Below are 12,964 nucleotides of genomic sequence, written 5' to 3'. Positions count from 1 at the left end.
TCGTCCAGAAAAAGGCGCCACCTGCAAGAGGTGGCGCGTGCCATGCTTTTCTTTGATTTATTTAGTGACCAGCTTCAGGTCAACGGGGTTGATAGCCTGAACCTGCTGGCCCTTCAGCACTTTATCGGCCGTTTGCACGCCGATAACGCCGATTTGCTCCGGCTGCTGCGCCACGGTAGCGGCAAGTTTACCGCCCTGTACGGCTTTTACGCCGTCCGCGGTGCCGTCGAAGCCGACTACTACCACATCAGATTTGCCTGCCGTTTGCAATGCGCGCATCGCACCTAATGCCATTTCATCGTTTTGCGCAAACACTGCCTGCACGTCCGGATGGGCGGTCAGCAGGTTCTGCATGACGTTCAGACCCTTGGTGCGATCGAAATCTGCGGGCTGGCTGGCAAGGATAACAAATTTATGCGCATCGGCCGCCGTTTTAAAGCCTTCGCCGCGCTCGCGAGCCGCAGAGGTTCCGGCAATCCCGGCCAGCTCAATGATTTTGGCCTTTTCGCCAACGCGCTGCGCAATGTAGTCGCCGGCCATTTTGCCGCCTAAACGGTTATCTGAGGCAACGTGGCTAACCACTTTACCCTGTGCCGCAACGCGGTCGAGCGTGATAACCGGGATATTGGCCTGATTCGCCATTTTCACCGCGTTGCCGACCGCATCGGAATCGGTTGGGTTAATCAGCAGCAGCTTTGTGCCGCGCACGGAGAGATCCTGCACGTTGGCCAACTCTTTTGCCGGGTTGTTCTGTGAATCCAGCACCACCAGGTTGTAACCCAGCTTGTCCGCTTCTTTCTGCGCGCCATCTTTTAACGAAACGAAAAAGGGATTGTTCAGCGTGGAGATCACCAGCGCCAGCGTATCTTTTGCCAGCGCGTTAGCGCTAAGGGTTGCGCCAAGCAGAACCGCCAGCGCCGTCAGTTTAGTCATTTTCATTATCGGTTCCTGTAGGGAGTTATTTTTTGTTATCGACCAGCACCGCCAGCAGAATAACGACGGCTTTCACAATCATTTGGTAGTAGGACGAGACGCCAAGCAGATTCAGTCCGTTATTCAGGAAGCCGAGAATTAGCGCGCCAACCAGCGTGCCCATCACGCGGCCTTTTCCGCCTGCCAGGCTGGTACCGCCCAGCACAACCGCGGCGATAGCATCCAGTTCGTAACCCGTTCCCGCCGTTGGCTGTGCAGAAGAGAGACGAGCCACTTCGATAGTGCCCGCCAGCGCCGCCAGCATGCCGCTCAGCGCGTAAACGATGATTTTGACGCGGTTAACGCTGATGCCCGATAGCCTTGTAGCCGCCTCGTTGCCGCCAAGTGCATAGATGTAGCGACCCAGGCGAGTATGGTGCAGCATGTACCACGCCAGCAGAAAGGTGAGCGCCATCAGCCAGACCGGCGTTGGAATGCCCAGCGGCCGCCCGATGCCAAACCAGCCAAACAGATCGGCGTTATCGTTAAAACCGGTGTTAACCGGGCTGCCGTTGGTGTAAACCATGGTCACGCCGCGCAGCAACAGCATCATTACCAGCGTCGCGATAAACGCCTGCACCTTGCCTTTTGCCACTATGGTGCCGGTCACCGCCCCGATCAGCGCGCCCAGCGCCAGCGAGGCCGCCACCGCCACCAACGCGTTGACTTCTATTCCCACCAGCGAAGCGCCCACCGCCCCGGTCAGCGCCAGTAGCGATCCTACCGAAAGATCGATACCGGAAGTCAGGATCACCAGCGTCATGCCAACCGCCATAATGGCGTTAACCGACGTCTGCTGAAGAATGTTGAACATATTGTTCACGGTAAAAAAGTTTGGGCTCTGGCTGGCGACCACGGCGATCAGCACTACCAGCGCGATTAACGATTTCTGTTCCAGCAGCCAGGCCTTGCTAAAGATCCTGCTGGCCTGAAGGGTTTGAGTACTCATGGTGTTACCAGCTCCGCGCTATGTTGCTTGCCTACTGCCGCCGCCATCAGACGTTCCTGGCTGGCCTGTTCAATCGGAAAATCGCCGCTCAGACGACCTTCGTGCATCACCAGCACGCGATCGCTCATACCCAGCACTTCCGGCATTTCTGAAGAGACTAAAATGATACTCAGCCCTTCTTCTTTAAACTGATTGATTAACTGATAAATCTCTTTCTTGGCGCCCACATCCACGCCGCGCGTCGGCTCATCCAGAATCAGTACCTTAGGGCGCGTCATCAACCCGCGCGCGATAGCAACCTTTTGCTGGTTTCCGCCCGACAGCAGGCCAATCGGCTGCTCCATCGACGGCGTTTTTACCTTAAACAGCTTGATAAAATCGCTGACTGCCAGCTGTTCCTGGGCGTGCTTTAAGCGGCCGCCAGCGTGGCTAAAATAGTCCAGCGCGGTCAAAGACATGTTCTCTTTCACCGACATACCCAGCACCAGTCCGTCGCGCTTACGATCTTCAGAGATATACACGATGCCGTTACGCAACCCCTCTTCCGGCGTGCGCGTGGTTATCTTTTTCCCTTCCAGCGTGACGCTGCCGCCGCTGCGTTGAGACGCGCCATACAGCACTTTCATCAGCTCGGTACGGCCAGCGCCCATTAATCCGGCCACGCCAAGAATTTCGCCTTTGCGTAGCGTAAAGCTCACGTCGTTCACGCCAGGCCCGCTGAGGTTTTCGACGGTTAAACGAATGTCGCCCGATGCCTTATCCAGCCTTGGATACTGTTCTTCCAGCTTGCGGCCGACCATCATCTCAATCAGCGTTTCTTCATCCAGCGTGTCGACGGCTCTTTCGGCAATAAACTGGCCATCGCGGAACACCGTTACGTCATCGCAAATTTCAAAGATTTCTTTCATGCGATGGGAGATATAAACAATGCCGCAGCCTTGCGCTTTCAGCTCGCGGATGACGCGAAACAGCGAGGCCGTCTCGGTATCGGTCAGCGCATCGGTAGGTTCATCCATTACGATGACTCTGGACTCGTAGCTCAGCACCTTGGCTATTTCGACCATTTGCTGATCGCCAATCGACAGATCGCCCACCAGCTTGTGACTGCTGAAACGCAGGTTGAGCCGCTGCAGCAGCCGATCCGCTTCGGCATAGAGCTGTTTCCAGCGGATAGCGCCAAAAGCGTTGACGAACTCGCGCCCTAAAAAGATGTTTTCCGCCACGCTAAGCTGCGGAATTAGATTCAGTTCCTGGTGGATGATGCCAATGCCGGCTTCCTGAGACGCCTTCGGCCCGCTAAAGTTGGCCTCTTCCCCCAGCCATTTAATGGAACCCGCGTCGCGCGCGTAGATGCCGGTCATGACTTTCATCATGGTGGATTTTCCGGCACCGTTTTCACCGACCAGCGCCATCACGCGACCGGGATAGACCGCCAGCGCCGCGCCGGACAGTGCTTTCACGCCCGGAAAGGATTTTTCAATGCCCTGAAGTTGCAGTAAAGGTTGCATGGCGGCCTCAGAAAGTAACGCCAGCGCTAAGGATAATATTCGCATAGGGCGAACATTCTCCGCTGCGGATCACCGCCTGGCTGTGCTGCGTTAACTGTTTGAACTGCTGATGCGTAACGTATTGAACAGAGATGGTATTTCCCTGGCGTTGTTGCAGTAAGTCGAGCAGAGCAGAAAGCTCGTCATGAAGCTGTGGGTTATGAGATTTAATCTCCTCCGCGATGATGGCGCTCTCAACCTGCATCTCTTCAGTGACGGTTTTTACCACCTGCATAAAGCCGGGTATACCGTTAGTCAGCGCCAGGTCGATACGCTCCGGCCCGGCTGGAATGGGCAGACCGGCATCGCCGATAGTTAACGTGTCGGTATGGCCCAGGCGGGAAACCAGGGACGAAATTGCAGAATTCAGTAAAGCGCCTTTTTTCATCTTTCACTCCAGAGCGAAACGTTTCGCTAACCGGCAGTGTAAAAAAACCCTGGCGGAATACAATTGGCAATTTATGGAAATGTGATCGCTATCGAAACGTTTCGCTAAATTTGCGACAGGGGAGAATGAGGGGCAATATCCGGTCGTGACAGAAACAGTGCGGTTTGTAGCGGTAGCTGAAAAGGCATCAAAAAACGGGTTTACAGCTGAAAGCTTCTACGAGACAAAAAGCCAGCCGCACGGTAGCGGCTGGCGCATAAATCAGTTAAAGACCATGCCGCCATCAATTAACAGCGATTGCCCGGTCATATAATCCGAGTCAGGCCCTGCCAGGAAAGAGACGCAGGCCGATACATCTTCCGGTTCTGACAGGCGGCCCAGCGTGATGCGTTTGGCAAATTCCGCGGTGCCGTAACCCAGCGGCTGACCCGCCGCTTCGGAAACCTGACGGTCGATTTCGTCCCACATCGGCGTTTTGACAATGCCGGGGCAGTAGGCGTTAACGGTAATGCCTGCCGACGCCAGGTCGCGCGCGGCCGTTTGCGTCAGTCCACGCACCGCAAACTTACTGGAGCTGTAGACAGCCAGTTCCGGATTGCCAACGTGGCCCGCTTGCGAACAGGCATTAATAATTTTGCCGCCGTGCCCTTCCGCTTTAAACGCCTGAATGGCCGCCTGCATGCCCCAGATCACGCCTTTTACGTTAATATCGTAAACTTTATCGACCGTTTCTTCCGTGATCTCTTCAATTGGCGTGGTAGGCGCTACGCCTGCGTTATTGACGATAACGTCAAAACCGCCCAGCTCTTTGCGCGCCTGCTCAACCGCCGCGAAGACCCGATCGCGCTTTGATACATCGACGGTCACTGCGATAGCTTTGCCGCCTGCGCTGGCGATCTCGTCAGCGACCTGACGCGCGGTTTGCGCATTAAAGTCGGCAACCGCAACGGCAAAACCATCTTTTGCCAGACGCAGCGCAATGGCTTTACCGATTCCCTGACCGCTACCTGTCACTAAGGCTACTTTCGTTTTCATCTTATCTCCATGAACGTGTCTTAAAGGATCTGGCTCAGATGCAGCTGGCCCATCAGCATCGGGTTGTCGGCATAATCGACCGGCACGGCAACCACCGCAGGACCGTTGACATCCATCGCTTTACGCAGCGTTGGCTCCAGCTCGGCCGCGCTTTCCACGGCAAATCCGGCAGCGCCAAACGACTGCGCATAGGCTTTAAAATCTACCGGCCCGAACTTTACGCCGGAAACGCGCTGATATTTTTTCTCTTCCTGCATGGCCACCATGTTGTAGGCCTCGTCGACCCAGATGATATGCAGAATATTGGCACCCAGCCTGACGGCGGTTTCCAGCTCCATACTGGACTGCAGAAAGCCGCCGTCGCCGGAAACCGAAACGACTTTGCGGCTCGGATCCACCAGCCAGGCACCGATAGCCCAGGGCAGCGCTACGCCCATCGTTTGCTGGCCGTTGGAAATCATGATCTGACGAGCGCGGAAACTATAAAGATAGCGGGCAATCCAGATATGGAAACTTCCCATATCTACCGTTAGCGTGACGTCGTTATTGATGATGTCCTGCATGGCCCGCACGATCCGCAGCGGATGCAGCGCAAATTGATTCAGGTTTTTACCCTGTAGCGAAAGCAGCTGACGTTGCTGCTGACGATCCTGCAGGATGGCAGCCGCTTCCGTACTAAGCTGCAAAGGGGATTCAATGCGCGCGGCCAGCTTATCGATGGTAGAAGCGATGTCGCCCACCAGCTCCGCATCCGGTAGATAGCAGTTATCCGCATCGGAAGGCAGCACGTCGATATGTACCAGCGTGGCACCGCCGCTGTTCCACATGGCCGGTTCGTACTCCACCGGGCTGTAGCCAATAGTGATAATCAAATCCGCTTCGCGCAGGAGGCGGTCGCCAGCCTGATTGTTAAACAGCCCGACACGGCCAGCAAAACGTGAAAAGTGTTCCTGTCTGACCGCGCCAGCCGCCTGATAGGTGCTGGTTACGGGAATGCGGCTCCGCTCCAGAAGCCGATGGATGGCGTCGCTGTTTTCCGGCTGGCTGGCCATCAGGCCCAGCAGCAGTACCGGATTTTTGGCCTTAGCGATTTGCGCGGCCACCGCTGCGATAGCCGCATCCGGTGCCGGGCCAAGCAGTACCTGGCCTTTACTGGTCAGTATCTGGCCGCTGGCAGGCCGATCGACTATGTCCTGCGGCAGGCTGACAAACGCGCCGCCGCCACGGCCATGTTCCGCGTGACGAAAGGCGTTGGAAACGACCTCTGCCAGCGCGTTGGAATCCGTGACTTCAACGGCATATTTGGTGACCGGACGGAACATCGACACGGTATCCATGCTCTGATGCACCTTTTTAGCGCTGTCCGCGCGCTTCACCTGTCCGCCCAGCGCCACTACCGGATCGCCTTCGCTGGTGGCGGTAGCCATACCGGTGATTAAGTTTGAGCAGCCCGGTCCGGAAGTAACCAGCGCGACACCCGCGTTGCCGGTCAGACGACCTACGGCGGCGGCCATAAAAGCCGCATTCGCTTCATGCCGTACCGGAATGGTCTGGATAGAAGAATCGACCAGCGAATCGAACATTTTATCGATTTTTGCGCCGGGAATACCAAAAACCTGTTTTACGCCCTGAGCTTCAAGCTGTGCGACAACCAGATCGGCGCCGTGTAACCAGGTTGCTGTTTCGGTTGGATTTTTCATCTTAATTCCTCAGGATTAGCTTTCAACGGAGCGAATAGCGGAATCCAGGTTTTCCGGATTCAGATTGGCCTGTAAAAAATCGCTGTCGCCAGGCAGGTCAATAACCAGCTTGCTGATTTCGCCGAAGGTGAGCTCGCCCTCTTCCAGCTGATAGTCCAGCAGATGGCCGCCGCCCTGACGGTCGTCCGTAATAAAGTGTTCGTGATAGCCCGCCACGTTGATGCCCTGCATATATTGCGGCGTACGGAAACCAATCAGTACGCCGTTGCGCTGGCTGAAGTGAAACGTCGGCTGATGTCCTAACACTTCAGGCATAGAGCGATAAGGTCGATGCTGGCACGGGACGGTACGTGTCGAAGCGGCAGAAAAACGGCCGTCGATCCGTAGTGCGCAAAACTGGTTATCCGAGGTGACCTGGCTGTCAATCAGCTCATGGATAGCCTGGCGGCTGGCCGGCGCGGAAAAGCGGTGCCGATACTGCGGCTGGAAAAAAGTCATCACGGCGAAGGGTGTTTTCTGCTGCGGATGGGCTTCCCGCGCGCTGCCGTCTGAACGCAGTTGATAAACTTCGCTGTCGAAGGCAATCAGTTCACCGTCCAGCTGATTAAAAGTGCCCAGGCCGAAATCTCCTTTCTTCAGCAGGTCGGCCACGGTGACGTTACCCTCGTAGACGCCGCTAAGCAGCGCGCTCATCAGAGAGGTCTGATAGATAACGCTTTCTGGTCTATGCTGGCGGAGCGCGCTCACGGTAGAAGCCAACTGTTGCTCACACAAACAATCAGTTACAGAATGTTTCATTACTTACCTCGCCGCTAAAACAGTTCAGAATTACTAACTGAATGTTGACTCGTTTCAGTAACTGATTCCAATATAGAAAGCCCACTACTTTGAGACGAATTTGATATGGAACTCCGCCATCTGCGTTATTTTGTCGCGGTCGCGCAAACGCATCACTTTACGCGCGCTGCAGAAATGCTGGGGATTTCGCAACCGCCACTTAGTCAGCAAATTCTGCGACTGGAGCGGGAAATAGGCACGCCGCTGCTGAAAAGGCTGACGCGCGGTGTGGAACTGACGGAAGCGGGCGAGGCTTTTTATCACGATGCCTGCCAGATACTGGAGCTAACCGGCCACGCGCTGGAAAAAGCGAAGGGGATTGCACGCGGCGTGACCGGCCAGCTCTCGCTGGGCGTAGCCAGCTCGGTTGCCTTCCATCCTGCGGTATTTGCGCTGATGAAAACGTTTCAGGCGCGCTATCCGGCCATGAAGCTGCTGACGCAGGAACAAAATATGGCGTCGCTGATGAACGATCTGCAGGAAGGTTTACTGGACGCGGCTTTCGTCCGTTTGCCCTGTGAAAGCAGCAAGGCTTTTAATCTGAAGGTCATCGCCAGTGAGAAAATGCTGGTGGCGCTGCCTTCCAGCCACGCGCTGAGTGCACAACCGCAGCTTTCACTGTCGCAGCTGGCCGACGACACGTTAATTATGTTCCCACGGGAAGTGGCACCAAGCCTGTATGAGCTGGTATTCAGCGCCTGCCTGCGCGCAGGATTTCAACCACACGCCGGTCAGCAGTCGCCGCAAATTTCATCCTCCATCGGCATGGTCGCCGCCGGTTTTGGCTTTGCCATTGTGCCTGAGTCGCTCTGCTGTATCACGCACCCTGATGTGGTCTTTCGACCTGTTAACGATGCGGCGCTCAATACCGATATCGCGCTGGCGTGGCGACGGTTCGACCGCTCGCCAGCGGTGATGCATCTGGCGGCTATGCTGGACTAGCTACCGGCGGGCAGATGCCCGCAGGTTAGTTGCGAGCAGCGCCCTGTACCCGCCATACCGGGCCAGCCAGCGTCTACGGTTAGTTCAACTTGCGGATTTTTTTCACATCCAGCTCAACCGAGTTGAAATCCTTATCCAGCTCCCCCTGGATCTCGACCTTATCTTTTGGCGTAATGGTCTGGCCTTCCCAGCGCTTGTGGTCAATGTCTACCTTTATTGTGCCGGTATCATCACGGAAAATGTAGTCATCTTCACTGATACGCTTGTCGATGCTCCCACGCAGCGTTATCCATGAGTCATCCTTCATCTCCTGCGCCTGCTTTACCTTAACGACCGTTTCTTCCGCGCTAAAGCCGCCTTGAGGTGCGCTAATCGTTGGCGCTTTCGGATCGCTGAATCCCCCCGTCTGGGCAGCGAAGGCGGAACCGGAAAACAGAACGGCGAGGGTTAACAGTGCGGTCGTTTTTTTCATCGTAGTCACCTTTATTCCATAGAATTGCGCAGCGTTCACTGCATGTTTTGCTGTTCGCTATGGATTAAAACAAACAATTCTTAACAGGATCTTAAAACAAACAGACAGGTTTCTGGATTTGCGAGACTTGCCGTAAATCGCAGACGTTCTTCCTTTTTTGCCTGTACAACGTCAGCTAACTTTCCGTATAAAGCCATTAACTACAGAGGGACACTGCCATGAAAATTTTAGTCATTGAAGACGATCGCCTGATTGGTGACGGCATAAAAGCGGGGCTGGGCAAGATGGGTTTTAGCATTGACTGGTTTACCGACGGCAAAACGGGCCAGGCTGCCCTGGCGGCGGCTTCCTATGATGCGGTTATTCTGGACCTGAGCCTGCCGGCCATGGACGGGCTGGATATTTTACGCGGCTGGCGGCAACAGGGCCATGACGAACCCGTCCTGATATTAACGGCAAGAGACGCGCTGGAACAGCGGGTTGCTGGCCTTCAGCAGGGCGCTGATGACTATCTCTGCAAGCCTTTTGCCCTGAGTGAAGTGGCGGCCAGGCTCCAGGCCCTGATCCGCCGCCGTCACGGCCAGCTTCAATCCACCTTAAGCCACGGTGCGGTAACCCTGGATCCCGGCTCGCATACGGCGACGCTAAATGGCGAGCCGCTGGCGTTGAAATCGCGCGAACTGGCGCTGCTACAACTGTTTTTACTGAATGCAGGCCGTGTTCTGACCCGTGCGCAGCTGGAAGAAAAACTCTATAGCTGGGACCACGACGTATCCAGCAATGCGGTAGAAGTGCACATTCATCATTTGCGTAAAAAACTGGGTAGCCAGTTTATCCGCACCGTCCACGGTGTCGGTTATACGCTGGGCGATAGCTGATGCAGCGCCTGAGTCTGCGCCTGCGCCTGATGATGGGCTTCATCCTGCTGACGTTGATCTGCTGGGGAGCCGCCAGCGTGGGCGCCTGGTGGCAAACACGCCACAACATTAACAAGCTTTTTGATACTCAGCAGATGCTGTTTGCCAAGCGCCTGGCAGTCATGAATCCGGAGCAGCTAAACCACCAGCTGCTGAAGCTACCGCAAACGAAAAAGGTGCTGAAGTCCCACCGTGGCGAACAGGAAGATGACGCGCTAGCTTTCGCCGTTTTCACCGTCGATGGCCGCATGGTGATGAACGATGGCGACAATGGCAAAGACTTTATCTTCACCTGGAAGCGCAACGGCTTTATCGACGGTAAGCTAAAAGGCGATGACGATCTGTGGCGTATGGTCTGGCTACCGACGCCGGATAAAAAATACCTGGTCGTGGTGGGTCAGGAATGGGAATACCGCGATGAGATGACTCAGGATATTGTCTCTGCCAACCTGCTGCCCTGGCTGATTGCCCTGCCGGTCATGCTGATACTGCTGCTGTGGCTGGTCACGCGCGAGCTGGCGCCGTTAAAAAGAATTACTCGCCAGCTTCACTATCGTTCGCCCGATGACGGCACGCCGCTGGTGGAAAACAACGTGCCGCAGGAGGTCAAGCCGCTGCTGGCAGAGCTGAACGCGCTGTTTTTCCGGGTCAGCGAAATGCTGCTGCGGGAGCGACGTTTTACCTCAGATGCCGCCCATGAACTAAGAAGCCCGCTGGCGGCGTTAAAAGTGCAGGCCGAAGTCGCCCAGCTTGCCCATGACGACAGCCAGCTGCGGCATCACGCGCTACAAAACCTGGACGTAGGCATCGATCGCGCATCTCGCCTGGTGGATCAATTGCTAACGCTTTCAAGGCTGGATAGCGCGGAAGATCTGGCGACCGAATCGCTGGATCTGTGCCAGATAGTACAGCAGGCAGTCGCGGATCATTACTATCAGGCGCAGGCAGCGGGCATGGAGATCGTGCTGGAAGCGCCAGATAGTGCCGTTAACCGCACGGGAAACGCATTACTGCTGTCGCTAATGATCCGTAATTTGCTGGAGAACGCGCTTCGCTACGGTCAGCCAGGCAACGGCATACGGCTGAAGATCGACTGGCATAGCATAGCGGTCATCGACAACGGGCCGGGCGTCAACGAAGACGATTTACAGCGTCTGGGCCAGCGGTTTTATCGTCCGCCAGGCCAGCAGATGTCGGGTAGCGGGCTAGGGCTTTCCATTGTCAGTCGCATAGCACGGCTACACGGCATACAGATAAAGTTTGCGAACCGAAGCGAAGGGGGATTTGCGGTAACGCTGACGTGGTGATAAGCCCGAACGGCTGCTCTAAGCCTGCATCACGCAGTAATAGCCAGCTTTATCGCTCGCTACCAGGCTGGCAGATAAACAAGCCCGGCGGAGATAGCCAGGCTTTGCTCCTGTTAACAGTCATTGCGCCCGATGTCCCGGACAGCCAGCGGCGGGCTTAAAAAGGAAAACGGGCAGACATTTTATTTTTCAGCCTGAGGAAAAAGCGAAGGTGCCCACAGGCTGGGGTCAACTTCCTTAAACTGCGCGCGAACAAAGTGCTCTTTCAAATGATAAGGCACCGTGCAGTCGAAAATAGTTTTACAGGTTGTGCCTTTAGCCGACAGTTTTGGGTTGTACTGCGGCGTTTGCGAAGGATCCAGCACGTGGCCCGTTACGCCAGGCACAAACAGCGTGTCCAAATCGCCCTGAAAACGGGTCTGCATTGCCCACAGCACATCGTCGCTGTCGAACAGATCGACGTCTTCGTCCACCAGAATCACGTTCTTGAGTTCGCGATAGACGGCAAGGGCAATCAGCGCGGCCTGCCGGGCATTGCCATCATCGGCGGCGCTGCGTTTGGCTAACTGCAATATCGCCAGAAATTTACCGCCGCCAGCGCTGTGCGCGTAAACGTTTTTCAGTAAACCCGGCAGCGCATTTTCCATCGCGTTGTAAATACTGGCTTCGGTAGGAATGCCCGCCAGGCTAACGTGCTCTTCGCCCGGCCCGACCAGCGTTTGCAGAATGGGATTTTTGCGCGTGGTAATCGCTTTCACTTTAATCACCGGTAAAGAAGGATTGGCTTCCCCGGTGTAGCCAGGAAATTCCGGCATCGCTTTGCCCGTGCCGCTGTTTTGATCTTCCGCTACGCGCACGTCTGGCAGGATAACGCCTTCAATAACAATTTCGGCTCTGGCGATAGCTTTCTGCGGTACGGTCAGACACTCTACCAGCTCTACCGGTTTGTTGCGCAAACCACCCGCTACGCAAAGCTCATTAAAACCGAAGGGCGTGGTCGGGGCCTCAAACTCGGCACCAATGTAAATAGCCGGATCCAGCCCCATATTGATGGAGATGGCCAGCGGCTCGCCTCGCTCTTCAGCCTTACGGCGAAAGGCGTCAATATGCCGTCCGGGCGCAAAAAAGATAGACAGCTCATCCTTACTTTGTACACACAAACGATGAATGGTGACGTCTACGTTCTCCCGGTCATCCGGATCGCTACCCAGCGCCAGCCCCATACAGAAATAAGGACCGGCATCCTCTGGCGTATTGGTTGGCGCGGGCAGAAGCTTGCGTAAGTCGAAGCCTTCATCCTCCGCGCGATAAACCACTTCCTGGCAGGGCGCAGGCTTATCGCCAATATCCACCGGCGGAATGACGGCCATGCGGGCCTGTCCCATCTGCATGCTCAGTTCACGTTCAGGGGCACCCAGCAGCTGGCTAACGCGAGTGCGGCTTGCCAGCAGCCCCACCAGCACGCGTGAATCAGGAAATCCCTTGATGTTGTTAAACATCATGGCCGGGCCAGTGCGGGTCGGCCTCATTACCGTGCCGCCAGCGCCGACGTAACGGTAAACGCCAGCCAGTTCGGCAATGGGGTTCACTTCGCGATCGGTTTCAAGATAGTGTTCGGGATGTTTTTTCAGCAGCTCAATAGCCGAGCGCAAATCGTCCACGGGCGGTACGTTCCAGCCCAGCGGGTGCGGCTCGCCCGGCTCAATGACCTTATAGTGAGGATGGTTTTTTTTCATCTTGCCGCCTCCTTGCTTTCAACCTGCTGAATATCCGTCAACGCCCGATAAACCATTTTGCGTGGCGCGCTTACTTCTTTTGCATGTTTTAACCTCATAACATTTCCCTTTTATCCGGTTCCAGGCAGCCAAAGGCTGCAAAATGTGTATGGCTTTTAAGCT

General features: G+C 55.6%; 12 protein-coding genes. 3 read left to right on the top strand and 9 right to left on the bottom strand.

Annotated elements, in window-relative coordinates; all coding sequences use genetic code 11:
* Nucleotides 1-57 precede the first annotated feature (57 nt).
* The 7 genes from rbsB to budA form a co-directional block, all read right to left on the bottom strand.
* Nucleotides 58-939, bottom strand: a complete 882-nt coding sequence (gene rbsB / locus ACMGGR_RS21400; RefSeq protein ID WP_246760351.1) for a ribose ABC transporter substrate-binding protein RbsB — start codon at nucleotides 937-939, stop codon at nucleotides 58-60.
* A 19-nt stretch (nucleotides 940-958) separates the two neighbouring features.
* Entirely contained in the window at nucleotides 959-1,921 is a 963-nt protein-coding gene (gene rbsC / locus ACMGGR_RS21395; RefSeq protein ID WP_246760350.1) for a ribose ABC transporter permease, read from the bottom strand.
* Nucleotides 1,918-3,429 (bottom strand): ribose ABC transporter ATP-binding protein RbsA, encoded by a 1,512-nt coding sequence (gene rbsA / locus ACMGGR_RS21390; protein WP_414149016.1) that lies wholly within the window; start codon nucleotides 3,427-3,429, stop codon nucleotides 1,918-1,920. The genes rbsC and rbsA overlap by 4 nt, the downstream gene beginning before the upstream one ends.
* 7 nt (nucleotides 3,430-3,436) lie before the next feature.
* Nucleotides 3,437-3,856, bottom strand: a complete 420-nt coding sequence (gene rbsD, locus ACMGGR_RS21385) for a D-ribose pyranase (protein ID WP_246760349.1) — start codon at nucleotides 3,854-3,856, stop codon at nucleotides 3,437-3,439.
* Nucleotides 3,857-4,117: 261 nt separating this feature from the next.
* Complete coding sequence (locus ACMGGR_RS21380; protein WP_246760348.1) at nucleotides 4,118-4,891, bottom strand: (S)-acetoin forming diacetyl reductase; 774 nt, start codon at nucleotides 4,889-4,891, stop codon at nucleotides 4,118-4,120.
* A gap of 20 nt (nucleotides 4,892-4,911) precedes the next feature.
* Nucleotides 4,912-6,591 (bottom strand): acetolactate synthase AlsS, encoded by a 1,680-nt coding sequence (gene alsS / locus ACMGGR_RS21375; RefSeq protein ID WP_246760347.1) that lies wholly within the window; start codon nucleotides 6,589-6,591, stop codon nucleotides 4,912-4,914.
* A 15-nt stretch (nucleotides 6,592-6,606) separates the two neighbouring features.
* Nucleotides 6,607-7,389 (bottom strand): acetolactate decarboxylase, encoded by a 783-nt coding sequence (gene budA / locus ACMGGR_RS21370; RefSeq protein ID WP_246760346.1) that lies wholly within the window; start codon nucleotides 7,387-7,389, stop codon nucleotides 6,607-6,609.
* Between the two features lie 105 nt (nucleotides 7,390-7,494).
* Between budA and ACMGGR_RS21365 the strand changes: the two genes are divergently transcribed.
* Nucleotides 7,495-8,370 (top strand): LysR family transcriptional regulator, encoded by an 876-nt coding sequence (locus ACMGGR_RS21365; RefSeq protein WP_246760345.1) that lies wholly within the window; start codon nucleotides 7,495-7,497, stop codon nucleotides 8,368-8,370.
* Between the two features lie 79 nt (nucleotides 8,371-8,449).
* Here ACMGGR_RS21365 and ACMGGR_RS21360 read toward each other — a convergent pair whose 3' ends face one another.
* Nucleotides 8,450-8,842, bottom strand: coding sequence for a YgiW/YdeI family stress tolerance OB fold protein (locus ACMGGR_RS21360; protein ID WP_414147817.1), 393 nt, complete (start codon nucleotides 8,840-8,842; stop codon nucleotides 8,450-8,452).
* A 218-nt stretch (nucleotides 8,843-9,060) separates the two neighbouring features.
* Here ACMGGR_RS21360 and qseB point away from each other — a divergent pair, with 218 nt between their 5' ends.
* Both qseB and qseC read left to right on the top strand, forming a co-directional pair.
* Nucleotides 9,061-9,720, top strand: a complete 660-nt coding sequence (gene qseB, locus ACMGGR_RS21355; RefSeq protein ID WP_414147816.1) for a quorum sensing response regulator transcription factor QseB — start codon at nucleotides 9,061-9,063, stop codon at nucleotides 9,718-9,720.
* Nucleotides 9,720-11,066, top strand: coding sequence for a quorum sensing histidine kinase QseC (gene qseC, locus ACMGGR_RS21350; RefSeq protein ID WP_414147815.1), 1,347 nt, complete (start codon nucleotides 9,720-9,722; stop codon nucleotides 11,064-11,066). The genes qseB and qseC overlap by 1 nt, the downstream gene beginning before the upstream one ends.
* Before the next feature lie 182 nt (nucleotides 11,067-11,248).
* Here qseC and ACMGGR_RS21345 read toward each other — a convergent pair whose 3' ends face one another.
* On the bottom strand, nucleotides 11,249-12,748 hold the full coding sequence (locus ACMGGR_RS21345; protein ID WP_414149015.1) for a UbiD family decarboxylase: 1,500 nt from the start codon (nucleotides 12,746-12,748) through the stop codon (nucleotides 11,249-11,251).
* Between the last annotated feature and the right edge of the window lie 216 nt (nucleotides 12,749-12,964).

The organism is Erwinia sp. BNK-24-b (genome assembly GCF_047456155.1).
In the GTDB taxonomy this organism is placed as follows: Bacteria; Pseudomonadota; Gammaproteobacteria; order Enterobacterales; family Enterobacteriaceae; genus Erwinia; species Erwinia phyllosphaerae.
Note: the sequence above shows the minus strand (reverse complement) of the source record. Positions and strands in the feature narration are given on the sequence as shown.